General features: G+C 72.4%; 22 protein-coding genes and 1 CRISPR repeat array. Of the genes, 15 read left to right on the top strand and 7 right to left on the bottom strand.

The features are described 5' to 3' along the window. The first annotated feature begins 121 nt into the window (after positions 1 to 121). The 6 genes from MET2598_RS42225 to cas2 all read left to right on the top strand — a co-directional run bounded on the left by MET2598_RS42225 (position 122) and on the right by cas2 (position 6,194). Positions 122 to 1,270 (top strand): CRISPR-associated helicase/endonuclease Cas3, encoded by a 1,149-nt coding sequence (locus tag MET2598_RS42225; RefSeq protein ID WP_051086518.1) that lies wholly within the window; start codon positions 122 to 124, stop codon positions 1,268 to 1,270. A 505-nt stretch (positions 1,271 to 1,775) separates the two neighbouring features. Then, positions 1,776 to 2,456, top strand: coding sequence for a type I-C CRISPR-associated protein Cas5c (gene cas5c / locus MET2598_RS0119365; RefSeq protein WP_036270446.1), 681 nt, complete (start codon positions 1,776 to 1,778; stop codon positions 2,454 to 2,456). A gap of 2 nt (positions 2,457 to 2,458) precedes the next feature. Continuing rightward, positions 2,459 to 4,255 carry a type I-C CRISPR-associated protein Cas8c/Csd1 gene (cas8c, locus tag MET2598_RS0119360; RefSeq protein ID WP_236728913.1) on the top strand — a complete coding sequence of 599 codons (1,797 nt, stop codon included), beginning with the start codon at positions 2,459 to 2,461 and terminating at the stop codon, positions 4,253 to 4,255. Continuing rightward, positions 4,248 to 5,231 (top strand): type I-C CRISPR-associated protein Cas7/Csd2, encoded by a 984-nt coding sequence (cas7c, locus tag MET2598_RS0119355; RefSeq protein WP_018262007.1) that lies wholly within the window; start codon positions 4,248 to 4,250, stop codon positions 5,229 to 5,231. Before cas8c ends, cas7c begins: the two co-directional genes overlap by 8 nt. Before the next feature lie 80 nt (positions 5,232 to 5,311). After that, on the top strand, positions 5,312 to 5,872 hold the full coding sequence (gene cas1, locus MET2598_RS36920) for a CRISPR-associated endonuclease Cas1 (RefSeq protein ID WP_084673876.1): 561 nt from the start codon (positions 5,312 to 5,314) through the stop codon (positions 5,870 to 5,872). Between the two features lie 31 nt (positions 5,873 to 5,903). Then, positions 5,904 to 6,194 (top strand): CRISPR-associated endonuclease Cas2, encoded by a 291-nt coding sequence (gene cas2, locus MET2598_RS0119345; RefSeq protein ID WP_018262005.1) that lies wholly within the window; start codon positions 5,904 to 5,906, stop codon positions 6,192 to 6,194. Between the two features lie 181 nt (positions 6,195 to 6,375). Continuing rightward, positions 6,376 to 6,939: a CRISPR direct-repeat array (repeat unit 31 nt; unit sequence ATCGCCCCCTCGCGGGGGCGCGGATTGAAAC). 124 nt (positions 6,940 to 7,063) lie between these two features. On the opposite strand, the gene MET2598_RS0119340 is transcribed toward cas2, so the two are convergent. Beyond that, positions 7,064 to 7,954, bottom strand: a complete 891-nt coding sequence (locus MET2598_RS0119340) for a LysR substrate-binding domain-containing protein (protein WP_012331630.1) — start codon at positions 7,952 to 7,954, stop codon at positions 7,064 to 7,066. Positions 7,955 to 8,242: 288 nt separating this feature from the next. Between MET2598_RS0119340 and MET2598_RS0119335 the strand changes: the two genes are divergently transcribed. The 7 genes from MET2598_RS0119335 to MET2598_RS0119305 all read left to right on the top strand — a co-directional run bounded on the left by MET2598_RS0119335 (position 8,243) and on the right by MET2598_RS0119305 (position 15,707). Next, entirely contained in the window at positions 8,243 to 9,250 is a 1,008-nt protein-coding gene (locus MET2598_RS0119335; RefSeq protein ID WP_018262004.1) for a TRAP transporter substrate-binding protein, read from the top strand. A 58-nt stretch (positions 9,251 to 9,308) separates the two neighbouring features. Then, entirely contained in the window at positions 9,309 to 10,097 is a 789-nt protein-coding gene (locus MET2598_RS0119330; protein WP_012331632.1) for an SDR family NAD(P)-dependent oxidoreductase, read from the top strand. 5 nt (positions 10,098 to 10,102) lie between these two features. Next, the gene (locus MET2598_RS0119325) at positions 10,103 to 11,374 is read left to right on the top strand and encodes a ribulose-bisphosphate carboxylase large subunit family protein (RefSeq protein ID WP_012331633.1); all 1,272 of its coding nucleotides are present in this window, start codon (positions 10,103 to 10,105) and stop codon (positions 11,372 to 11,374) included. Then, positions 11,371 to 12,729: a four-carbon acid sugar kinase family protein gene (locus MET2598_RS0119320; RefSeq protein WP_012331634.1), complete on the top strand. Its 1,359-nt coding sequence runs from the start codon at positions 11,371 to 11,373 to the stop codon at positions 12,727 to 12,729. The genes MET2598_RS0119325 and MET2598_RS0119320 overlap by 4 nt, the downstream gene beginning before the upstream one ends. A 110-nt stretch (positions 12,730 to 12,839) precedes the next feature. Further along, positions 12,840 to 13,670 carry an SDR family NAD(P)-dependent oxidoreductase gene (locus MET2598_RS0119315; RefSeq protein ID WP_018262002.1) on the top strand — a complete coding sequence of 277 codons (831 nt, stop codon included), beginning with the start codon at positions 12,840 to 12,842 and terminating at the stop codon, positions 13,668 to 13,670. Beyond that, positions 13,667 to 14,686, top strand: a complete 1,020-nt coding sequence (locus MET2598_RS0119310) for a TRAP transporter substrate-binding protein (protein WP_012331636.1) — start codon at positions 13,667 to 13,669, stop codon at positions 14,684 to 14,686. Before MET2598_RS0119315 ends, MET2598_RS0119310 begins: the two co-directional genes overlap by 4 nt. A gap of 166 nt (positions 14,687 to 14,852) precedes the next feature. Next, complete coding sequence (locus MET2598_RS0119305) at positions 14,853 to 15,707, top strand: alpha/beta fold hydrolase (RefSeq protein WP_018262001.1); 855 nt, start codon at positions 14,853 to 14,855, stop codon at positions 15,705 to 15,707. A 3-nt stretch (positions 15,708 to 15,710) separates the two neighbouring features. Here the strand turns inward: MET2598_RS0119305 and MET2598_RS0119300 are convergent, their stop codons facing one another. Next, positions 15,711 to 16,586 carry a 3-keto-5-aminohexanoate cleavage protein gene (locus MET2598_RS0119300; protein WP_018262000.1) on the bottom strand — a complete coding sequence of 292 codons (876 nt, stop codon included), beginning with the start codon at positions 16,584 to 16,586 and terminating at the stop codon, positions 15,711 to 15,713. A gap of 111 nt (positions 16,587 to 16,697) precedes the next feature. Between MET2598_RS0119300 and MET2598_RS0119295 the strand changes: the two genes are divergently transcribed. Both MET2598_RS0119295 and MET2598_RS0119290 read left to right on the top strand, forming a co-directional pair. After that, the gene (locus MET2598_RS0119295) at positions 16,698 to 17,423 is read left to right on the top strand and encodes an alpha/beta fold hydrolase (RefSeq protein WP_018261999.1); all 726 of its coding nucleotides are present in this window, start codon (positions 16,698 to 16,700) and stop codon (positions 17,421 to 17,423) included. A gap of 33 nt (positions 17,424 to 17,456) precedes the next feature. Further along, positions 17,457 to 19,079 carry an ABC-F family ATP-binding cassette domain-containing protein gene (locus MET2598_RS0119290; protein ID WP_018261998.1) on the top strand — a complete coding sequence of 541 codons (1,623 nt, stop codon included), beginning with the start codon at positions 17,457 to 17,459 and terminating at the stop codon, positions 19,077 to 19,079. A 175-nt stretch (positions 19,080 to 19,254) separates the two neighbouring features. On the opposite strand, the gene MET2598_RS0119285 is transcribed toward MET2598_RS0119290, so the two are convergent. The 5 genes from MET2598_RS0119285 to MET2598_RS0119265 all read right to left on the bottom strand — a co-directional run bounded on the left by MET2598_RS0119285 (position 19,255) and on the right by MET2598_RS0119265 (position 23,320). Next, positions 19,255 to 19,965 (bottom strand): DUF2270 domain-containing protein, encoded by a 711-nt coding sequence (locus tag MET2598_RS0119285; protein ID WP_012331641.1) that lies wholly within the window; start codon positions 19,963 to 19,965, stop codon positions 19,255 to 19,257. A gap of 295 nt (positions 19,966 to 20,260) precedes the next feature. Then, positions 20,261 to 21,064, bottom strand: a complete 804-nt coding sequence (locus MET2598_RS0119280; RefSeq protein ID WP_018261996.1) for an amino acid ABC transporter ATP-binding protein — start codon at positions 21,062 to 21,064, stop codon at positions 20,261 to 20,263. Positions 21,065 to 21,138: 74 nt separating this feature from the next. Continuing rightward, positions 21,139 to 21,960: a transporter substrate-binding domain-containing protein gene (locus tag MET2598_RS0119275; protein WP_012331643.1), complete on the bottom strand. Its 822-nt coding sequence runs from the start codon at positions 21,958 to 21,960 to the stop codon at positions 21,139 to 21,141. 28 nt (positions 21,961 to 21,988) lie between these two features. After that, positions 21,989 to 22,639: an amino acid ABC transporter permease gene (locus tag MET2598_RS0119270; protein WP_012331644.1), complete on the bottom strand. Its 651-nt coding sequence runs from the start codon at positions 22,637 to 22,639 to the stop codon at positions 21,989 to 21,991. 9 nt (positions 22,640 to 22,648) lie between these two features. Then, entirely contained in the window at positions 22,649 to 23,320 is a 672-nt protein-coding gene (locus tag MET2598_RS0119265; RefSeq protein WP_012331645.1) for an amino acid ABC transporter permease, read from the bottom strand. Positions 23,321 to 23,469: the final 149 nt, after the last annotated feature.

Here is a 23,469-nt window from a genome sequence, read left to right as displayed (position 1 = left end):
ACAGCAGACCGCGCAAGACGCTGAACTGGAAGACGCCGGCAGAGGCGCTCGACGCTGTGCTGGCTGCCGTGCAAGATGGTGTTGCGACGACCGCTTGAACCCAAGGACTCTGCCGACGCGCTTGCTGCTGCCGTGCCTCGCCGCCCTGGAGGAACTGACCGGGAATTACGGCGCCACCGTCGTGCTGTGCACCGCGACGCAACCGGCCGTTCGCGTGCGGGACGGCGCCCTGCGCGAGCGCTTCCGCCCGGTCGATCACGGCCTGCCGATCGGCGCCGACCGCGAACTCGCCCCGAGGCCGGAAAGGCTGGCCGACGAGGTCCGGCGCGTCACCGTCGAGGTGCTGCCGGAGCCGATCGGCGACGAGGTCGTCGCGGCCCGCTTCGAGGCGCAGAAGCAGATGCTGTGCATCGTCAACAGCCGCGCCCATGCCCGGGCGCTGTTCGCCCGCATCCGCGGCCTGCCGGGCGCGTTCTACCTCACCACCCTGATGTGCCCGGCCCATCGGCGCGCCGTGCTCGCCGAGATCAAGGCCCGGCTCGAGGACGGGAGGCCGGTGCGGCTCGTCGCCACCTCCCTGGTCGAGGCCGGAATCGACTTCTCGTTTCCGGAGGTCTGGCGCGCCGAGGCGGGCCTCGACCAGATCGCCCAGGCGGCGGGGCGCTGCAACCGGAACGGAGAGCTGCATCCGGCGCTCGGCCGGGTCGTGGTCTTCACGCCCGCCGCGCATCGGCCGCCCCGCTCCCTCGCGGCCTTTCAGCAGGCCGCCCGGCCCGTGCTGCGGGACCACCCGGACCCGCTCGGTCCCGACGCCATCGCGGCCTATTTCCGTCTCCTCTACGCGGAGCGCGGGCTCGCGGAACTCGACGCGGCCGAGATCGACGGTCAGGCCGGGATCCTCGCGGCGTTCGGCCGCCACGGCCTGGAGCGCGGCTTCCCCTTCGAGAGCGTCGCCCGCGCCTTCCGGCTCATCGACGAGGCGATGGTGCCGGTCGTCGTGCCCTGGGACGCCGAGGCGGTCCAGGCCCTCGCCGAGGTCGCCGGCATGGAGCGCCCCACCGGCGAGGCGCTGCGGCGGCTGCACCCCTACACGGTCGGCATTCCCCGGCAGGTGCATGCGGGCTGGTGCGCCACGCGCGAGATCGTGCCGGTGAGCCCGGCCTGCGGGGAGGTGCTCACGCGGTTCGCGACCATGGACCTCTACGACGCCACGATCGGCATCGATCTCTGGGCCACGGCCGCGCGGGACGGGGAGGCGGATGCGCCGTGATGCGGCACCGGACGCGACGGGTGGGGAGCGAGGCCTTCGCTCGCGCAGCGCCCCGACGGAGGCGCCTCCCCGTGGGAATGGCGGTGTCGTTCATGGAACGTCGCGAGGAGGTCGTCGGGCCTCGAACAGATCCTGACAGCTCCTGACAGCGGGGCGGCCGGGCTTCCCGTGCGTCCGAGGGAGGAGCCTGTGCGCCGCCCGGCTCCCCGAAACACCGCCACTCCATGGCCGGACCGTGGAATCGCCACGGTTGTCGAGCCTGCAGCCACTCCACGGCTCTCGGTCGCAGCGTGTCAACCGGTCTATCGTGTCATGAGGACAGAAAAAATATCGTTCGCAGTTCAGAAGCCATTCTTGAATTATGCTGGTGCAGATACGGCGGCCGTTTACATGACAAATTTGTATCTTGCTATTGCTTAAGATCGCGCAGCAGAATATTTTTTGGACAGAACTCTTGCGGCGGAGACGCGAGTATGCTGAGGTAACTCGGGAGGAAGCGGGTGCGATGACATACGGGGTCCGGTTGCACGTGTGGGGTGAGCGGGCGCTCTTCACGCGGCCCGAGACCAAGGTGGAGCGCGTCTCCTACGATGTCCCCACGCCCTCGGCAGCCCGGGGCATCCTTGAGGCGATCCACTGGAAGCCCGCCATCGTCTGGCGCATCGACCGCATCCACGTCCTGAAGCCGATCCGCTTCGCGAGCGTCCGGCGCAACGAGGTGGGCGCGAAGGCGAGCACGGCGCTGGCCCTGCGCGCGATGCGGAGCGGGACGCTCGCCGGGCTCGGCCTCTCGGCGGAGATCGAGCGCCAGCAGCGCGCCGCGACGATGCTGGTCGATGTCGGCTACGTCATCGAGGCCCATCTGGAGATGACCGCGCGGGCCGGGGACGACGCGCCGGTAAAGCACATCTGCATGTTCAACCGCCGCGCCGCGGCCGGCCAGTGCTTCCACCGCCCCTGTCTCGGGACGCGGGAATGCCCGGCCGAGTTCGCGCTGATCCCGGACGGCGCGCCGCTGCCGGCCAGCGCCCTGCCCGCCGAGGAGCGCGAGCGCGAACTCGGCTGGATGCTCTACGACATCGATTTTCGTCCCGACCGCAACGAGGCCCGCTTCTTCCGCGCCCGGCTCTCGAAGGGGATCCTCGACGTGCGGGCCTGCCTGGCGGCGAACGGGGTCGTGTCGTGACGATGCTGCAGGCGCTCGATCGGTATTACGATCGGCTGGAACGCCGCGGCGAGGTCGTGACGCCCGGCTGGTCGACGGAACCGCTCGGCCTCGTCCTCGAACTCGCCGAGGACGGGACGCCGCTCGGCCTCGCGGATCGCCTGACCGCCAAGGGCAAGCCCCAGCTCGACCGCATGCCCAAGTGGTTCTCGCGGTCGGGCACCGGCTCGACGCCGTTCTTCCTGTGGGACAACCTCGCCTACGCGCTCGGCCTCGGGACGAAGGATCCGGCCAAGACCGCGCGCGATCACGCCGCCTTCCGCGATCTGCACCTGCGCGAACTCGCCGGGGAGCGCGACCCCGCTCTCGTGGCCCTGCGCCGCTTCGTCGAAGCCTGGGTGCCGGATCCGGAGGCGGCCCGGGCCCTCGGCCTCCAGAGCCGGCACATGGCGCTCAATCTCGGCTTCCGGCTGCGCGGCGAGACCGCGCCCCTCCATCACCGCCCGGCGGCGGCGGCGCATGTGGAGCGGCTCCGGGCCGCCCACGAGGACGGCCCGGAGGGGTTCTGCCTCGTGCGCGGCGCGCGCCTGCCCCTGGTGCGGCTGCACCCGAAGGTGAAGGGCATCGACGGCGGCGCCGCGGCGGAGATCCCGCTCGTCTCCTTCAACCAGGATGCCTTCACGTCCTACGGGCACGACCAGGGCTTCAACGCCCCGACTTCCGCGGCGGCGGCCTTCCGGTACGGGGCGGCCCTGAACGCCCTGTTGCAGCGCGGCGGCCCGAACCGGCTGCGGATCGCCGACGCGACCGTCGCCTTCTGGGCCGATGCCGGCGCCTACGACGCGTCCGTGGCGGAGCCGATCGCGCTTGCCGCGGAGGACATCTTCGGCGACGCGCTGCGCGACGGGCCGGGCCCGGCGGGGACGACCGACGCGCGGGAGACGCAGGCGCTGCGCGAGGCCCTCGTCACGGTGGCGGAGGCCAGGGCCGCGCCGGACCTTCGGCCGGACCTGATGGAGAACGTGCCCTTCTTCGTCCTCGGGCTCGCGCCCAACATGGCGCGGGTCGTGGTGCGCTACTGGCTCGCCGGCACGTTCGGGAGCTTCAGACGCGCCCTCGACGCGCACGCGGCGGCGCTCGCGATCGAGCCCAAGCCGCGCGGCTGGGGCGCGAAGCCGCCCTCGCCGGCGCGCCTCCTGCTGAAGACGACGGCCCTCGCGGAGGAATTCGACAACATCCCGCACGGGCTCGCCGCCGAGGTGACCCGCGCCATCCTGGAAAACCGGCCCTATCCGCGGACCTGGCTCGCCGCGACGATCGCGCGGCTGCGGGCCGGCGACGACCCGGGCCGCGGCTGGCACGCCGCCGCCATCAAGGCCTGCCTGAACCGTCGCAGCGAGAGGGAGATGCTTCCCGTGGCGCTTGATCCCGCCCACACCGACCCCGCCTACCAGCTCGGGCGCCTCTTCGCCGTGCTGGAGGCGGCGCAGAGGACCGCCCTTCCCGGCGTCAACACCACGATCGGCGACCGCTGGTACGCGGCCGCCTCCTCCACGCCCGCCCGCGTCTTCGGCCCCCTGCTGCGGAGCCTGAAGACCCATGTCGCCGACGCGCGCAAGCGCGGCCTGGGCGGCTGGATCGAGCCCAAGGTGGCCGAGATCATGCAGAGGCTGCCGCCCGACCTGCCGCGCGTCCTCTCCCTGGAGGCGCAGGGGCGCTTCGCCGTCGGCTACTACCACGAGCGCGGCACCCGCCCCGAGAAGAAGACGGATTCCCCGACGACGACCGGCACGGACCCGGAGGAGACCCCCCATGGCTGACGCGGGCCTGCAGCGCCGCCACGATTTCGTGCTCTATTTCGACGTGACGAACGGCAACCCGAACGGGGATCCCGATGCCGGCAACATGCCGCGCATGGACCCCGAGACGGGGCACGGCCTCGTCAGCGACGTCTGCCTGAAGCGCAAGGTGCGCAACTACGTCGAGATGGCCGCCGAGGCGGACGGCCGCGACCCGATCCGCAACCGGATCTACGTGACCGAGGGGGCGGTGCTGAACGAGAAGCACCGCGAGGCCTACCTGGCCCTGCGCCCGGACGACCCCAAGGCCCGGACCGACAAGAAGCTGACGCCCAAGTCGGACGAGGAGGCGGTCCTGATCCGCCGCTTCATGTACGACAACTTCTTCGACATCCGCACCTTCGGCGCGGTGCTCTCGACCGGCATCAATGCCGGCCAGGTGCGCGGGCCGGTGCAGGTCTCCTTCGCCCGCTCGGTCGAGCCGGTGCTGCCCCTCGAAGTCTCGATCACCCGCATGGCCGCCACCAACGAGGCGGAGAGGAATGAGCGGCAGGACGGCGACGACGAGGCCGAGAAGCGCGGCGACAAGCGCACCATGGGCCGCAAGCACATCGTGCCCTACGGGCTCTACCGCGCCCACGGCTACGTCTCGGCGCCGCTCGCCTCGCATCCGGTGAAGGGCACGGGCTTCTCGGACGGGGATCTCGCCCTCCTGTTCGAGGCGCTGCGCAACATGTTCGAGCATGATCGCTCGGCCACCCGCGGCGAGATGGCGACGCGCCGGCTGGTGGTCTTCCGCCACGCCTCGGCCCTTGGCAATGCGCCGGCCCAGTCCCTGTTCGAGCGGGTGCGGACCCTGCGTGCGCACAAGGGGTCCGTGCACGAGATCGGAGCCCCCGGGACCGACAATTGGCCGCCGGCCCGCAGCTTCGCCGACTATGCCATCACGGTCGATCGCGAGGGGCTGCCGCAGGGGATCGAGGTGACCGAGTGGTGAGCCCGCCCCATTCTGCCGAGTCTGAGGCAGTTTGGCCTCGGGCACGGCTGATCGCGTGAGGGGGCGGTCGGCGTCGAGACCTGCGCGGCCTCGAAGGGGAGGCCGCGCAGGTCTATGTCGGTGTGTTCGACACGCTGGTGAGGCGGGACGACCCGGCTTTTCGCGTCTCCGGCCGCTCGCGCCGGCCGCCGCTCGATCGGATGAACGCCCTCTTGTCCTTCCTCTATGCGCTGCTCGGGCACGATTGCCGTTCCGCGCTCGACGCGCACGGGCTCGACCCGCAGGTCGGGTTCCTGCATGCCGACCGCCCTGGTCGCGCGAGCCTCGCCCTCGATCTGATGGAGGAGCTGCGGCCGGTCCTCGCCGACCGACTGGCCCTCAGCCTCGTCAATCGCCGCCAGCTCGGGGCGGAGGATTTCCGCATCGAGGAGGCCGGCGGGGTGCGCCTCACCGACGATGCGCGGCGGACCGTCCTGGGAGCGTGGCAGGAGCGCAAGCGCGAGGACCTGCGCCATCCCTTCCTCGACGAGACGATGCCGCTCGGCCTCGTGGCCCAGGTGCAGGCCCATGTGCAGGCCCAGCTTCTCGCCCGGCATCTGCGCGGCGACCTCGACGGCTACCCGGCCTTCGTCTGGCGATGAGCCCGGGCGCGGGCCGAAGGGGGAATGACGCGTGCTGATGCTCGTCACCGACGACGTGAACACCCAGACGCCGGCCGGGCGCACCCGGCTGCGCCGCGTCGCCCGTGCCTGTCTCGACATGGGGCAGCGTGTGCAGAACTCGGACTTCGCGTGCGAGGTCGACCCGGCCCAATGGACGGCCCTGCGCGACCGCCTCGTCGGACTGATCGACCCGCAGCGCGATTCCCTGCGCTTCTACCGCCTCGGTGCCGAGGGGCGACGGCGCATCGAGCATGTCGGCGCCAAGCCCATCCTGGATCTCGACGGGCCGCTCGTCTTCTGAGGCGCGCGAACCGCAAGCGCCCAGGCGTCTCCCGGACGGTTCGCGCAGGACGTAACGCGCTGACCAACCAAGCCAATCAGGATCGTGCCCTCCACCCCGCGGGCCGCCGCACGCCGCTGTCCGGCCGGTTCGCGCGGACGGCCGGAATTGCGCTGATCCGGCCGTTGGTTAGAGTGGCGCCATCGCCCCCTCGCGGGGGCGCGGATTGAAACCGGGTTTTTGCCCCCAACCACCCCGACCTGTCGAATCGCCCCCTCGCGGGGGCGCGGATTGAAACGTGAGCCGGCGCGGGAAGTAGAGGAGGCGGCCGACCGTCCCGACATCGCCCCCTCGCGGGGGCGCGGATTGAAACGCTTGGCGGTAAGCGCGCCGGGCCTGCTCCTCGCAGATCGCCCCCTCGCGGGGGCGCGGATTGAAACCTCGGCATCGGGGAGGCGCGCGTCGTGCTCGGATCGCCCCCTCGCGGGGGCGCGGATTGAAACAAGAACGCCACAACGATCGAGGAGGCGAACCGCGCATCGCCCCCTCGCGGGGGCGCGGATTGAAACATATGAACAACGGTTGGGCACTCAACAATGTCGACATCGCCCCCTCGCGGGGGCGCGGATTGAAACAAGGCGACCGTGCCCGCGATCATCGAGGTGCGGTGATCGCCCCCTCGCGGGGGCGCGGATTGAAACGCCGTCGGCGCCTGGTCGCTGCCCGGCGACACGCATCGCCCCCTCGCGGGGGCGCGGATTGAAAAAACGGGCGCGCCCCGCGTCACCGGGCGCACGCCCATTCCCCCTGGCGGGGCGCCAATGGACACGCTGCGGGAGGGGGGATCATCCGGGGCGCGCATCACCGTCGCCCCGCCGCAGCCTCCGCCCTCAGCCCGGGCGATCCCCGTCCGGCCCCATCGCCCGCGCGATCCAGGCGACGAGGCAGCGCAGGTCCGCCCGCGCCTGCAGGTGCTCGGCGATCCACAGCTCCAGCCGATGGGGGCCGGGCGTGAAGCCGAAGGGCGCCGCGAGGTGGCCGGCCCGGATCTCGCTCTCGACCAGGAGGCGGGGCGCCAGCGCCAGGCCCAGGCCGCAGGCCGCCGCCTGAATCACCAGGTAGAAGTGGCCGTAGCTCTCCTGCGGCACGATGCCGAGATCCGGCCGGCCGATCGCCCGCCCCCACTCGGCCCAGGCCTGCGGCCGCGTCGCCGTCGCCAGGATCCGCGCCCGCGCCAGGTCGTCGGGCCCCGCGAGCCCGAGCCGCGCCGCGTAATCCGGGTGGCAGACCGGGCCGATCTCCTCCGCGATCAGCGGCCGCGCCCGCGCGGTCGCCGGCGGGCGGTACATGCTGGTGCGGATCGCCACGCTGATCCCGTCGCGGACGAAGTCGACCTCGCCGTAGCTGATGTTGAGGCGCAGCTCCACCGCCGGATGGGCCTGCTTGAAGGTCTCCAGCCGCGGGATCAGCCAGTACATCATGATGGTCGCCGAGCACGACAGGGTCAGCGGCCCGGGCTGCACGCGCGAGACGGCGAGCTGAATCTGGTCGAAGGCGTCCGCGAGGCTCGCCGCAAGCTGCGCGCCCTCTTGCGTCAGGGCCACCGCCCGCGGCAGCCGCTCCAGCAGCGGCAGGCCGAGCTGCGCCTCCAGCGCCTTGATGTGGCGGCTCACCGCCCCGTGCGTGACCCCGAGCTCCCCCGCCGCCGCGCTCATGCTGCCGAGCCGCGCCGTCACGTCGAAGGCCCGCAGCGCGTTGAGCGGAAGACGGGACAGCGGCATCGGCCCCTCCGGGTGGCCCGGCGCCGCGGGCGGTCGCGGCTGCTGTGAGATTTCTTCACGGATCGCGGCGCCGAAGTCGAGTGGCCGCGCGCGCTCCCGCGTGCCACCTTGCCCCTGAGAACACGATCAGGGTGGAAACGGGCGAGGGCGGCGGGACGCGGCGCAGCCGCGGCAGCGCCGCCCCGCACCCCCGGGCGGCCCCGCGCGAGCCAGGCGGCGCGGCCGCCGGGCGGGATCCGCGCCGCCCCGGCCGCGTCCCGCCCCGCCCCCGACCCGGAGGTGAGACCCATGTCCCGCCTGACCCGCCGCACCCTCCTGCTCACCGGGGCGACGGCGCTCGCCGCGCCGCACGTCGCCCGGGCGGCCGAGCCCGAGTTCCGGCTGAAATTCGGCAACATCGTCTCGGGCGATCACCCGCTCAACCTCGCCATGGGCCGGGTGCGCGACCGGGTCGCGCAGGAATCCGACGGGCGGGTGCGGATCGAGCTCTTCCCCAAGAACCAGCTCGGCTCCGACGCCGACATGCTGAGCCAGCTGCGCTCGGGCGCCCTCGAACTCTTCGCCCAGACCGGGGTGCTGATGTCGACCCTGGTGCCGGTCGCCTCGATCAGCGGGATCGGCTTCGCCTTCCCGAGCTACGACAAGGTCTGGGAAGCCCTCGACGGCCCCCTCGGCCAGCACATCCGGGGCGCCTTCGCCAAGGCCAACCTCGTCTGCCTTGAAAAGTCCTACAATCACGGCTTCCGGCAGACCACCTCCTCGACCCGGCCGATCCGCACCCCCGACGACTTCAACGGCTTCAAGATCCGGGTGCCGCCCTCGCCGCTCTGGACCTCGATGTTCAAGGCCTTCGGGGCCGCCCCGGTCTCGATCCCCTGGGCCGAGACCTACTCGGCGATGCAGACGCGGATCGCGGACGGGCTGGAGCAGCCGCTGATCGGGCTCCTCGTCGACAAGATGTACGAGGTGCAGCGATCCTGCTCGCTCACCAACCACATGTGGGACGGGTTCTGGGTCCTGGCCAACCGCCGCGCCTGGGAGCGGCTGCCGCCCGACCTGCGCGAGATGCTGGAGCGCGCCATCAACCAGGAGGCCCTGGTGCAGCGCCGCGAGGTCGAGCACATGAACGCGACCCTGCAGGACAGGCTGCAGAGCCTGGGGCTGCAATTCCACACCGTCGCCAACGCCGATTTCCGGCAGCGGCTGGTCTCCTCCGGCTTCTACCAGGAATGGCAGAAGCGCTACGGCGACGAGGCGTGGTCGCTGCTCGAGGCGACGACCGGCAAGCTCGGGTGAGGCGCGTCCCCGGGCCGGCCCGCGCCACCTCCCCATCCCCCGCACTCGGACAGGGCACATGCGTCTGCAGGACAAAGTCGCGATCGTCTTCGGGGCCGGCTCGGCCGGCCCGGGCTGGGGCAACGGCAAGGCCGCGGCCGCCCTCTTCGCCCGCAACGGGGCCGAGGTGATCTGCGTCGACATCAACCGGGCAGCCGCCGAGGAGACGGCCGGGATCATCGCCGGCGAGGGCGGGCGGGCGCGCCCCGCCGCCTGCGACGTCACCGATTCCGCCGCCGTGAAGGCCGTGGTGGACGAGGTGGCCGCCCGCCACGGCCGCATCGACGTGCTGCACAACAATGTCGGCCACGCCACCATGGGCGGGCCGGTCGAGCTCGACGAGGCGGACTGGCAGCGCGCCCTCGACCTCAACGTCACCGGCTGCTTCCTCACCTGCAAGCACGTGCTGCCGCACATGCTGGCCCGGCGCGCGGGCGCCATCGTCAACGTCTCGTCGATCGCGGCGATCCGCTACACCGGCTACCCCTACGCCGCCTACTACGCCGCCAAGGCGGCGGTGAACAACTTCACCATGGGGCTCGCCCTGCAATACGCGCGGGACGGCATCCGGGCGAACGCGATCATGCCCGGCCTGATGAACACGCCGCTGATCTTCCAGCAGATCTCCGGCCAGTACCGGGACGCCGAGGAGATGGTGCGGGCGCGCGACGCCGCCTGCCCGATGGGCCGCATGGGCACGGCCTGGGACGTGGCCAAGGCCGCCCTGTTCCTCGCCTCCGACGACGCGGCCTACATCACGGGCGTCAGCCTGCCGGTCGATGGCGGCCTCTCCTGCCGGGCCGGGTGAGCGCCGTGCAGCCCGTCCCCGCCCCGCCGGCCCGGATCGAGGCCGATTACCTGCTGGAGAGCGTCGTCGACCCGCGCCGGGCCGCCGAGATCATCGCGGGCGAGCAGTCGAGCGGCACCTTCGTGCCCGTCCCGGGCGAGACGCCCGAGCTGAAGGCGCGCGCCGCCGCCCGGATCGAGCGCCTCGACCTCCTCGACGAGGCCGTCGCCGCGCCCGCTCTGCCCTCCGCCGGCATCCCGGCCGGGGCGGCGGCCCGGCGCGCCCGCCTCACCCTGTCCTGGCCCCTCGACAATCTCGGCCCCTCGCTGCCGAACCTCCTCGCCACGGTGGCCGGCAACCTGTTCGAGCTGAAGCCGGTCACGGGCCTGCGCCTCCTCGACATCCGCCTTCCGGAGGCCTTCGCGCGGGCCTATCCGGGGCCGCGCTTCGGCGTCGCCGGCACCCGCCGCCTCGCCGGAATCGAGGGCCGGCCGCTCATCGGCACCATCATCAAGCCGAGCGTCGGCCTCGACCCGCAGCAGACCGCCGCCCTGGTCGCCAGCCTCTGCGCGGGGGGGATCGACTTCATCAAGGACGACGAATTGCAGGCCGACGGGCCGCACTGCCCCTTCGACGCGCGGGTGCGCGCCGTGATGCGGGAGGTGCGCGCCCACCGGGACCGCACGGGCCGGGCCGTGATGGTGGCCTTCAACCTCACCGGCGACCTCGACCAGATGCGCCGCCGGCACGACCTGCTCGTCGCGGAGGGCGCCACCTGCCTGATGGCGAGCCTCAACTCCGTCGGCCTCGTCGGCATGATCGAGCTCGGGCGCTTCAGCGCCCTGCCGATCCACGCCCACCGCAACGGCTGGGGCTACCTCTCGCGCCACCCGCTGCTCGGCTGGTCCTACGTGGCGTGGCAGAAGATCTGGCGCCTCGCCGGCGCCGACCACATGCACGTCAACGGCCTCGCCAACAAGTTCGCGGAGCCGGACGACAGCGTCGTCGCCTCGGCGCGCACCTGCCTGACGCCGCTCTTCCCCGACAAGCCCTGCCTCGCCATGCCGGTCTTCTCCTCCGGCCAGTCGGTGCGGCAGGCCCCCGGCACCTACCGGGCGCTCGGCGGGACCGACCTCATCGTCACGGCGGGCGGGGGCATCATGGCGCATCCGGGCGGGCCGGCGGCGGGCGTCGAAGCCCTGCGCGAGGCCTGGGAGGCGGCGGTGGCGGGCATCCCCCTCGACGCCTACGCGCGCGAGCGCCCGGCCCTGCGCGACGCGCTCGGGGCCGCCGCGTGAGCGCGCCCCTGCCGGACGGGCCCCTCGTCGCCTTCTACGGCGACGACCTCACCGGCTCCTCGGCCGCCATGGAGGTTCTGGCCTTCGCGGGGCTGGAGACGGTGCTGTTCCTGGCCCCGCCCGCCCCGGAGCGCCTCGCCGCCGTCTCCTCCGCCCGGGCGGTGGGCATCGCCGGCATGGCCCGGGCGGCGGCGCCGGCCTGGATGGACGAGCACCTGCCGCCGGTCTTCCGGCTCCTGGCCTCGCTCGGCGCGCCGGTCCTGCACTACAAGGTCTGCTCCACCTTCGATTCCGCCCCGCATGTCGGCTCGATCGGCCGCGCGGCCGAGATCGGCGCGCGGCTCCTCGCCCCGGCCTGGATCCCGATGGTCGTGGCCGATCCCGGCATGGGCCGCTACCAGTGCTTCGGCAACCTCTTCGCCATGGCGGGCGAGGACGGGCACCGCCTCGACCGCCACCCGACCATGGCGCGCCACCCGGTCACGCCCATGGACGAGGCGGATCTCGGCCGCCACCTCGCCCGCCAGACCGCGCTGCCGGTCGGCCTCGTCGACTTCGCGGCGACGAAGCGGGGGGAGGGGGGCGCGGCCCTCGCCCGGGCGCGGGCGGCGGGCGCCCGCATCGTCTCCCTCGACGTGCTCGACCCCGAGACGCTCGCCGCGGCCGGGCGCCTGATCTGGGAGGAGGGCGGCCGGCCGGTCTTCGGCATCGGCTCGCAGGGCTTCGAGGCGGCCCTGGTCGCCCATTGGCGGCGGGCCGGGCTGCTGCCGCCCGCGGCGCCCGCGCCGCGCCCGGGCGCGGTCGCGCGGATCGCCGCCGTCTCGGGCTCGGTCTCGCCGGTCACCCAGGGGCAGATCGCCTTCGCCCGCGCGCAGGGTTTCCGCGTGATCCCCCTCGACGCGGCCCGGGCCGTCGATCCGGCGGCCTTCGCGCGCGAGGTCGGGCGGGCGGCCGAGGCGGCCCTCGCGGCCCTCGGGGAGGGGAGCGACCCGCTCGTCACCACGGCCGAGGGCCCGGACGATCCCGCGGTGGCGCGCCTGCGCGAGGCCGTGCGCGCGGCGGGCGCCGCCCAGGAGGCGGTCGACGCGCGCCTCGGCGCCGGGCTCGGGGCGATCCTGAACCGGGTCCTGCGCGAGGGGCGGCTCGGCCGCGGGGTGATCGCCGGGGGCGACACGTCCGGGCGGGCCGCCGCGCAACTCGGCATCGACGCGCTCGCGGCGATCGCGCCGCTCGCGCCCGGCGCGCCGCTCTGCCGGGCCCTGGGCCCCGAGGGCGCGCCGGCGGGGCTCGAACTCGCCCTCAAGGGCGGCCAGGTCGGCCGCCCCGATTTCTTCGTGGCCGCCAAGGGTGGCTGAAACGCGCGGCTGAAACGCGCGGCTGAGACGCGCGCTGAGACGCGCGGCCGAGAGACCAGCGGACGATCCCGGCCGAGGGCAGGAGCGGCCGCGACACGGGGAGGGACGGGATGACCGGGAGACTGGCGGACAAGGTCGCGCTCGTCACGGGCGGCGCGCGGGGCATCGGGCTCGCGGTGGCGCGGGCCTTCGCGCGGGAGGGCGCCGCCCTCGTGATCGCCGACGTGAACCGCGCGGGCGCCGAGGCCGCCTCGGCCGGCCTCGCCGAGGCGGGCGGGCGCGCCATGGCGGTCGCGGTCGACGTGGCCGATCCGGCCTCCATCGCCGCGATGGTGGAGGCGATCCTCGCCCGGCACGGGCGCCTTGACATCCTGGTCAACAATGCCGGGGTCGGGGGCAACACGCCCTTCCTGGAGACGCGGCTGGAGGATTGGAACCGCATCATCGGCATCAACCTGACGGGCGCCTTCCTGGTGGCGCAGGCCTGCGCCCGGGAGATGGTCCGCGGCGGCGGCGGCAAGATCGTCAACATCGCCTCGCTGTCCGGCCAGCGCGGCGGCGATGGCCGGGCGGCCTACGGGGCGGCCAAGGCCGGGCTCGAACTCCTCACCAAGGTGATGGCGGTCGAACTCTCCGAGCACGGCATCAACGTCAACAACATCGCGCCCGGCGCGATCGAGACCGAGATGGCGCGGTTCGCCCACGACGCGGCGACCCGGGCGGCCTACGGCTACCTGATCCCGATGACCCGCTACGGCACGCCGGAGGAGATCGCCGACGCCGCGGTCTTCCTGTGCTCGGACGAGGCCCGCTACGTCCAGGGCCACACGCTCAACGTCGACGGCGGCTTCCGGGCGGCGGGCCTGATGTTCAAGCGCGCCGCGCCCCCCGCCGCCGGAGCGGCCCCGACGCCAACGACGACGAACGGAGGAACCCCATGACCACGAACCCGTCGCGGCGGCGCTTCGCCGCCCTCTGCGCCACGGCGGCGATCGGCGCGGCGCTGCCCCTGCGCTTCGCCCGCGCGGCCGAGTTCACGTTCAAGCTCGGCACCAACGTCCCGGAGGCGCACCCGCTCAACGTCCACGCCCGCAAGGCCGCGGCGGCGCTGCTGGAGGCCACCGGCGGCCGGGTCGAGCTGCAGCTCTTCCCCAACAACCAGCTCGGCGGCGATTCCGACATGTTCTCGCAGCTGCGCTCCGGCGCGCTCGAGTGCTTCACCCTCTCGGGCGTCAACGTGCTCTCGACGCTGATCCCGGCGGCGGCGATCTCCGGCGTGGGCTTCGCCTTCAAGGATTACCCGACGCTCTGGCGCGCCCTCGACGGCCGGCTCGGCGCGCACCTGCGCGGCCAGATCGCCAAGTCCGGCCTCGTGGTCATGGACGCGATCTGGGACAACGGCTTCCGGCAGGTGACGACCAGCGTCCGGCCGATCGTGACCCCGGCCGACCTCAAGGGCATCAAGATCCGGGTGCCGGTGAGCGCGCTCTGGACCTCGCTGTTCAAGTCCCTCGGCGCCTCGCCGACCGGCATCAACTTCGCGGAGGTGTATTCCGCGCTGCAGACCCGGATCGTGGACGGGCAGGAGAACCCGCCGGCGATCATCTCGGCGGCGAAGCTGTACGAGGTGCAGAAGTACTGCTCGCTCACCAACCACATGTGGGACGGCTGGTGGTTCCTGATGAACCGCCGGGCCTGGGCCCAGCTCAGCCCCGACCTGCAGGAGACCTTCGCGCGCGTGGTCAACGCGGCGGCGCTGGCGGAGCGCGAGGAGGTGGCGCGGCAGAACGAGGGTTTGAAGGCCGACCTCGCCGCCAAGGGGCTGATCTTCAACGAGGTCGACCCGGCGCCCTTCCGCGAGGCGCTGACCAAGTCCGGCTTCTACAAGGAGTGGAAGGCGAAGTTCGGGCCGGAGGCCTGGGCGATCCTGGAGGAGACGAGCGGGGAACTCGCCTGAGCGCCCGCCGCCGCCCGACCGAGCAGAATGGCATGGGGCCATTCTGCTCGGTCTCGCGGTGTCGCATCGTTTTTCGCCGACGCGGACCTTCGGTTCGCCGCCGAGCCGGTGACCCCTTCGGCACCGGCCGGTCCCGGCCGGCGGGAGGATGCTGAGGAGCCCGACCATGACAGCCATCGCGCGCCGCTTCGCCGACCTCGACGGCGTGAGCCTGCACTACCTCGACGCCGGGGCGGGGGACGCGGTCGTCCTCGTGCACGGCATCCCGCAGACCTCCCACGAGTGGCGCCACGTCATCCCGCGCCTCGCCGGGCGCTACCGGGTGATCGCCCCGGACCTGCGCGGCCTCGGCGATTCCTCGCGGCCCGCCACCGGCTACGACAAGAAGACCCTGGCGGGGGACCTCTGGCAGCTGGTGCGCGGCCATCTCGGCATCGAGCGCTTCTTCCTCGTCGGGCACGATTGGGGCGGGCCCGTCGCCTTCTCGCTCGCGGCCCAGCACCCGGAGGCGGTGCGCCGGCTCGCCATCCTCGACGTGGTCATCCCCGGCGACGGGGCGGATTTCTCGCAAGGGGGGCGGCGCTGGCACCACGCCTTCTTCCGCACCCTCGACCTGCCGGAGGCGCTCTGCGCCGGGCGCGAGCACCTCGTGCTGCGCTGGCTGTTCGACCATTACGGCCAGCGCCCGACCAGCATCCCGGAGGCCGACCAGCAGGAATACCTGCGCACCTACACCCAATTCGGCGCCTTCCGGGCGATGCTGGCCTTCTACCGCGCCCTGCCGGTCGACGCGGAGGACAACCGGGAGATCCTCGCCCGCGCCGGCAAGCTGCGGATGCCGGTGCTGGCGCTCGGCGGCGAGGAGGGTTTCGGGCGCGGGAGCGAGTGCATCGCGTCCCTGCGGCGCGTCGCCGAGGACGTCCGCGGCGGCACCGTCCCGGCCTGCGGCCACTGGATCCCCGAGGAGCAGCCGGAGCGGCTCTGCGACGAACTCCTGCGCTTCTTCGGCGAGGAGCCCTGAGGCTCAGCGGCCCGCGAGCGCGCCTCGGACCTCCGCGGCCGTCGCGGGCCGCCCGCCCGCCCGGGCCACCAGCCCGGCCATCTCCTCGACCAGGGCCGGATTGCCGGTCTCGGTGCCGAAGGGCGCGTCCTCCAGCCCGACCCGGACGTGGCCGCCCCGCGCCACGGCCTCGGCCGCCAGCGGCCTGACGTCGACCCCGAGGCCCGCCACCATCCAGGGGCTGCCCGGCGCCGCGGAGGCGAGGAGGCGCAGGTAGGCGTCGAGGGCGTACTCCGCGGGCGGGAAGCCGAAGGTGAAGCGGTCCGAGAACATGAAGCGGTAGACGGGCGGCGGGCAGCCCGGCACCGCCCGCGCCAGGATCGCGCCGAGGCGCAGGAAGCCCGGCTCGTAGATCGCGTAGCTCGGGACGGCGCCGAACCGCGCCGCGAGCGCGAGGCCCCGCAGCACGTGCTCGCCCGGATTGAGATAGACCGAGCCTGGCTCCCCGCGCGCCGCCTCCTCGGCCGTGGCGAGGTGGGTCGAGCCCGGATCGACCACGCCCCATTCGAGCAGCCCGCGCCGGCCGAGCGCCTCGACGGCCGCGAAGCGCGCCTCCAGCGCCCCGGGGCGGAAGGCCTCCGCCGACTGGATGAAGGGCAGGGTCGGGTAGACGATCACGTCCTCGACCGCGCGGATGCCCTCGATGATGGCGGCGTAGACCTCCGGATCGTCGTTCTGCCGCCCCGTCGCCGGGTCGTAGGCGTGGACGTGGATGATGGCGGCGCCCGCCCGCGCGCAGGCGACGCCGTCCGCCACGCATTCCGCCACGGTGAGCGGCATCCGCGGCTGGCGGGCCCGCGTCCAGGGCCCGTTCAGGGCGGCCTCGATCCAGACCGGCATGCGCGTCTCCTCCCGTGTCGCCGCACGCTCCTGTTGTGCGTCGGCGCGCGCGCCGGGGGAAGCGGCCTCGCCCGCTTGCCTGCGGCGGGGCGCCCGTGGGATGGCACCCGGATGATCGACCTCGTGCTCCTGCCGGGCCTGCTCAACGACGCCGACCTGTGGCGCGACCAGGTCGAGGCCCTCTCCGACATCGCCCGCATCCGGGTCGGCGACATCACCCGCGGGGACACGATCGAGGCCGTGGCCGATCAGGTGCTGGCCGAGGCGCCGCAAGCCTTCGCGCTCGCGGGCTTCTCCCTGGGCGGCATCGTGGCGCAGGAGATCCTGCGGCGCGCCGCCGCGCGGGTGACGCGGCTCGCCCTGCTCGACACGACGATCGCGCCCGACGGGCCCGAGCGGGCCGCGAGCCGCCGGGCGCTCGACCGGGCCGCGCGGGTGCCCGGCCGCTTCCACGGCTTCGGCGACCGGCTGCTCGCCACCTACCTGCACCCCTCGCATCGCGGCGACGCGGAGATCGTCGGGCGGATCCGGGCCATGACGGAGCGCCTCGGCCCCGAGATCTTCCGGCGCCAGAACGGCCTGGAGCGCCGGGACGGGTCCGCGCTGCTGCGCGGCTGGCGCAAGCCCCTCCTGATCCTCTGCGGCGAGGCCGACGCCGTGACCCCGCTCGCCGACCACCGCGCCATGGCGGCCCTGGCGCCGGGAGCGCGGCTCGTGGTCGTGCCGGAGAGCGGCCACCTGACGCCGATCGAGCAGCCCGCGGCGGTCTCGCGGGCCCTGCGCGATTGGCTCGCCGAGGCGGGGGCGCCCCTTCCCGGCCCGCCCGCCATCGCGTAAGGGGCCGCAGCGCCTCCCGTCCCCTCCAGGTCCATGATTCGCCTCGACAAGATCAGCAAGCAGAACGGCCGCCAGCTCCTCTTCATCGAGGCCTCGGCCGCGCTCCAGCGCGGCGAGAAGGTCGGCCTCGTCGGGCCGAACGGGGCCGGCAAGACGACCCTGTTCCGGATGATGACCGGCGAGGAGCAGCCCGACGAGGGTCAGGTCTCGATCGATCGGGGCATCACCATCGGGTATTTCAGCCAGGACGTGGGCGAGATGGCCGGCCGCAGCACCGTCGCCGAGGTGATGGCCGGCGCCGGACCGGTGAGCGCGGTCGCGGCCGAGCTCAAGGAGCTGGAATCGGCCCTCGCCGATCCCGACAGGGCGGACGAACTCGACGCGCTCGTGGCCCGCTACGGCGAGGTGCAGGCCCGGTTCGAGGAGCTCGACGGCTACGCGCTGGAGGGCCGGGCGCAGGAGGTGCTGGCGGGCCTGAGCTTCAGCCAGGAGATGATGGACGGGGATGTCGGCGCCCTCTCGGGCGGCTGGAAGATGCGCGTCGCGCTCGCCCGCATCCTGCTGATGAACCCAGACGTGATGCTGCTCGACGAGCCGAGCAACCACCTCGACCTGGAGAGCCTGATCTGGCTCGAAGCCTTCCTGAAGGCCTACGAGGGCGCCCTGATGCTGACCTCGCACGACCGCGCCTTCATGAACCGGGTCGTCGGCAAGATCGTCGAGATCGACGGCGGCGCGCTCACCACCTACACGGGCGATTACGAGTTCTACGAGCAGCAGCGGGCGCAGAACGAGGCCCAGCAGCAGGCGCAGTTCGAGCGCCAGCAGGCGATGCTCGCCAAGGAGATCAAGTTCATCGAGCGCTTCAAGGCGCGCGCCTCGCACGCCGCCCAGGTGCAGAGCCGGGTCAAGAAGCTCGACAAGATCGAGCGGGTGGAGCCGCCGCGGCGGCGCCAGAGCGTGGTGTTCGAGTTCGCCCCCGCCCCCCGCTCCGGCGACGACGTCGCCAGCCTGAGGAACGTGCACAAGCGCTACGGGCGGCGCACCCTCTACGAGGGGTTCGACTTCGCCGTGCGGCGCAGGGAGCGCTGGTGCGTGCTCGGGATCAACGGGGCCGGCAAGTCGACGCTGCTCAAGCTCGTCACCGGGACGACGGCGCCCGACGACGGCACGGTGGCGCTCGGGGCCGGGGTGAAGCTCGGCTACTTCGCCCAGCACGCCATGGACCTGCTCGACGGCGAGCAGACCATCTTCCGGTTCCTGGAAGATTCCGTCCCCCAGGCCGGCCAGGGCTCGCTGCGGGCGCTGGCCGGCTGCTTCGGCTTCTCGGGCGACGACGTGGAGAAGCGCTGCCGGGTGCTGTCGGGCGGCGAGAAGGCCCGGCTGGTGATGGCCCGGATGCTGTTCGACCCGCCGAACTTCCTGGTTCTCGACGAGCCGACCAACCATCTCGACATCGCCACCAAGGAGATGCTGATCGCGGCCCTGTCCGCCTACGAGGGCACGATGCTGTTCGTCTCGCACGACCGGCACTTCCTGGCCGCCCTGTCGAACCGGGTGCTGGAACTGACGCCCGAGGGGGTGCAGCAATATCCGGGCGGCTACACCGAGTACGTGGCGAAGACCGGCCAGGAGGCGCCGGGCCTGCGGCACTAGTCAGACCCCGATCAGCTTGACCGTGGGAGTGGCTGCTGAGGCTGGCTTCCAGCCCATCGCGATCAATCGCCCGAATGACGGCAATGGGAACGGGGTCAGGACATCAAGTCTTCGGCAATCCTCGTGAACCGGCAGTCCAGACGGGCACTGGGAGGGGCCGCTCCGGGTCGAGGCGTCACACGTGAACGGATCCGTCCCCCTCTTCCCGCCCGCCGGCGCGCAGAATGACGGCCAACAACCCCCCATAGAAAGCCGTGACGGCGCAGAGCACCAGCCAGCCCGGCAGCGGGCCGATGCCGGCATTCGCAACAATCTCTCCTGCGGATCCGATCAGTTCGCCACGGCCGGATTCCTGGAGCCGCGCCGAGGAGATCTTCAGCAGCCAGGCCAGGAGCAGGATGAGGAACATCCAGCCGTAATTGCGCCGGAGGCGTCGCCTGAAGGCCTCGGTCATCGTGAGGTGGAAGACGGGGTGGCGCAGGTCCATGCTGAGCGCTTCGGCCCAGTCGTCCGGCGGATCAGGCCGGGATGCGAAGACCTCGGCGTAGAAGTGGCGTTCGAGCCGGCGCACGCGACGACGAAACACGTCGAAGAAGCGGTAGCGACGCGCTTCGATGCCGAGCAGGAGCAGCACGAGCAGCATGGCGAAGAGGAGCACGCCGTGGTGGGCCGTGGGTGTCGAGAGGGAGACCGACAGCATGGCAGCGATCACCGTGATGGCCCAGTTCGTCGTGCGGTCGATCCGATCGCGCCAGCCAGCCATCCGGCTGATCTCGGCGCGGTGGAAGTGCGCGAGAACAGTGAGCACTTCAGCGGGTGTCTTCGGGAGAGGAACCGGCACTGCGGTGTCTCTGTCGACCTGTTCGTTCCGCAAGAGTGCGCTCACACCTTCGTCAGAAGCAATGGCGCGGGTCGCGCCGGCAACAGCTTGGCCGTTCGTGTGAGAGCCCCGCACGGCGGATGCCGGGAAACCGTTCACGAAACCAAGCGCCTGGAAAAGACCCGCGATCGGACAGTCCCGACGCGGGCCGTGACGGGCCGCCCAGGGTCGGACGCGGCCCCCCGCATCGTCATGCTGATCGGATTTCGACCCTGAGCAGAAGTGCATGGTGCAATTCTGCTCAGACTCCTTCTCGCATCATTTTTGCCGCCGAACCGGTGACCGATGCGGCGAATGATGCTTAGGCGGGCGCCGCCGTCCCCCCGGCCGGGTGCAGGATCTGGCTCAGGAAGCGCTGCGTGCGCGGGTTCTGCGGGCGCAGGAAGAACGCCTCCGGCGGGGCCTGCTCGACGATCTCGCCCTGGTCCATGAACACGACCCGGTCGGCGACCCGGCGGGCGAAGCCCATTTCGTGCGTCACCACCAGCATGGTCATGCCGCTCTCCGCGAGCTCGACCATCACGTCCAGCACCTCGTTGACCATCTCGGGGTCGAGGGCGGAGGTCGGCTCGTCGAACAGCATGATCTTCGGGTTCATGCAGAGCGAGCGCGCGATCGCCACCCGCTGCTGCTGCCCGCCCGAGAGCTGGATCGGGTACTTGTCCGCCTGATCGGGGATGTGGACCCGCGCCAGGTAGGTGCGGGCGAGGGCCTCGGCCTCGGCGCGCCCCAGGCCCCGCACCTTCATGGGCGCGAGCGTGCAATTCTCCAGGGCCGTGAGGTGGGGAAACAGGTTGAAGCGCTGGAAGACCATGCCGATCTCGCGGCGCACGACGTCGAGGCCCGGCAGGTTCGGGCCGAGCCGCACCCCGTCCACGGTGATCTCGCCCGCCTGATGCGCTTCGAGCTGGTTGAGGCAGCGGATCAGGGTCGATTTGCCCGAGCCCGAGGGGCCGCAGATCACGATCCGCTCGGCCCGGCGCACCGTCAGGTCGATGCCGCGCAGCACCTGCACGGCGCCGTACCATTTGTCGACGCCGCGCATCGTGATGACGACCTCGCCGAGGGCGTGCGGCTGGGGGGCGGTCGGATCGCTCTGCGTCATGGGCCGGGACTTCGAGGGAGGGGCGGGATCCCGGGCGAGCGGGACCCCGCGCCGGGAGGAGGCCGGCGGCGGCCTCAGAATTGCGGCATCGGCGGCAGGGTGCCGAGCGGGCGCCCGAACCAGCGCTGGTTGATCGCCGACAATTCGCCGTTGCCGGCGATCTCCGCGATGAAGGCGTTGGCGCGGTCGCGCAGGGCCGTATCGGCCTTGCGGAAGGCCATGCCGTTCGCCTGCTCGCGCAGGTTGAACTTCGGCTCGATGCCGAGGCTCGCGTAATCCTTGGTCAGCTGGGCCAGCACGGTGTTGCTGGCGCCGATCGACTGCACCTGCCCGGAGATGATCGCCTGGGTGGTGGTGGCGTCGTCGTCGAAGCGCATGATGCGGGTGCCGGGCGGGGCGACGGCCGAGACCGCCGTGTCCTGGGTGCTGGCCCGGGCGACCCCGATCGTCACGCCCTTGAGGTCCTCCGGCTTCGACACCGCCAGCGATTTCGGCCCGAGCACGTAGGTGCTGAGCGTGCTGTAGGGGTTGGAGAACAGCACCTGCTTCGACCGCTCGGCCGTGATGCCGAAGGTCGCGATCAGCATGTCGACCTTGTTGGTGAGGAGGTAGGGGATGCGGTTCGGCCCCGTCACCGGCACGAGGTCGAGCTCCACCCCGAGCGACTTGGCGAAGAGCCGCGCCACGTCGACGTCGTAGCCCGCCGGCTTCTGGTCGGCATCGGTGCCGCCGAAGGGCGGGTAGTCGGTGAGGACCCCGACCACGAGCTTGCCGCGCGCCTTGATCTCGTCGGGCGTCGCCGCCTCCGCCGGGCGGAGCCCCGGCGCCAGCGCGAGGGCGAGGCCGGCGGCGAGCGCGAGGGCGGCGCGGCGGCTCGGCCGATGGGATGCGGTCATGGGCTTCCTCCTGTGGGGGCGGCGCGCCTCAGCGGCTCGCCACCGCGAGCTTCCGCTCGATCCGCCGGCTATAGGCCGAGAGGGGCCAGCAGATCACGAAATAGACGAGCGCCACCAGGCCGAAGAGCGTGAAGGGCCGGAAGGTGGCGTTGTTGATGACCTGGGCGGCGCGGGTGATCTCCACGAAGCCGATGATCGAGGCGAGCGAGGTCGCCTTGATCAGCTGCACCAGGAAGCCGATGGTCGGGGCGACCGCGATGCGGACCGCCTGCGGCACGATCACCAGGGCGGTCCGGTTCCAGTAGCCGAGGCCGAGCGCGGTGGCGGCCTGCCACTGGCCGCGCGGCACCGTCTCGATGGCGCCGCGCCAGATCTCGCCCAGGAAGGCGCTGGCGTGCAGCGACAGGCCGAGCGCCGCCGCGCCCCAGGGATCGATCGAGAGCCCGAAGATCCCCGGCACGAAGAAGGCCAGGAAGAGCTGCATCAGGAGCGGCGTGCCCTGGAAGAGCTTGATGTAGGCGAAGGCGAGGGCGCGCAGCGCGCGGATCTCGCCCGTGCGGGCGAGCGCCACCGCCGCCCCGCCGAGCGCCCCGCCCAGGAAGGCGATCAGGGAGAGCGCCAGCGTCCAGCGCAGGGCCGCCAGGATGAACAGGATGTCGCCTTGGCTCAGGCTCCGCATCGGCGCCTCCTACCGCGCGCTCGGCTTGCGCAGGAAGGCCCGCTCGATCCCGGCGAACAGGCCCCACAGCACCACCGAGAGCGCGAAATAGATCCCCGTCACCACGAGGTAGACCTCGAAGCTGCGGAAGTTGCGGGACTGGATGTCGCCCGCCGCCGCGGTCAGCTCGCTCGCGGCGATCGCCGAGCAGACGCTCGAATTCAGCATCAGGAGGATGAACTGGCTGGTCAGCGACGGGTAGATCGCCTGGATGGCCGGCTTCAGCACCACGTAGCGGAAGATCTGCAGCGGCCGCAGGCCGAGCGTGCGGCCGGCCTCGATCTGGCCGTGGTCGATGCTCTCGATCCCGGCCCGGATGATCTCGATGCCGTAGGCCCCGACATTGACCACGAGGGCGAGGAGCGCGGCGCTGTCCGGGTCGAGCCGCAGGCCGAGCGAGGGCAGGCCGAAGAAGATCACGAAGATCTGGATCAGGAACGGCGTGTTGCGGATGACCTCGATGTAGGCGCCGATCAGCCCGCTCAGCCAGGCCGGCCCGGAGGTGCGGCCGAGCGCCCCGAGCACCGCCACCGCCATGCCGATCACCATCGCGAGCCCCGACAGGACGAGGGTGTGGAGGGCGCCCCAGGCGAGCTCCGGCCAGGAGGCGAAGACCTCGCCGAATTCGAACTCGTAGCTCATGCGGGCCGGGCGGCCGGGCGTCGCGAGACCCGGGCGCGCCGCGCCCCCGCGCCCGGGCGCCCTCCATCCGGGGACCTGTCCGTCCGCATGCCCGCCTCCTCCGTGCCGGTGCCCGGGCGGTGCAGGGCCCGGGCTTCCTTCCGGCCTAA

Origin of the sequence: Methylobacterium sp. WSM2598 (assembly GCF_000379105.1) — a bacterium.
In the GTDB taxonomy this organism is placed as follows: domain Bacteria; phylum Pseudomonadota; class Alphaproteobacteria; order Rhizobiales; family Beijerinckiaceae; genus Methylobacterium.
Note: the sequence above shows the minus strand (reverse complement) of the source record. Positions and strands in the feature narration are given on the sequence as shown.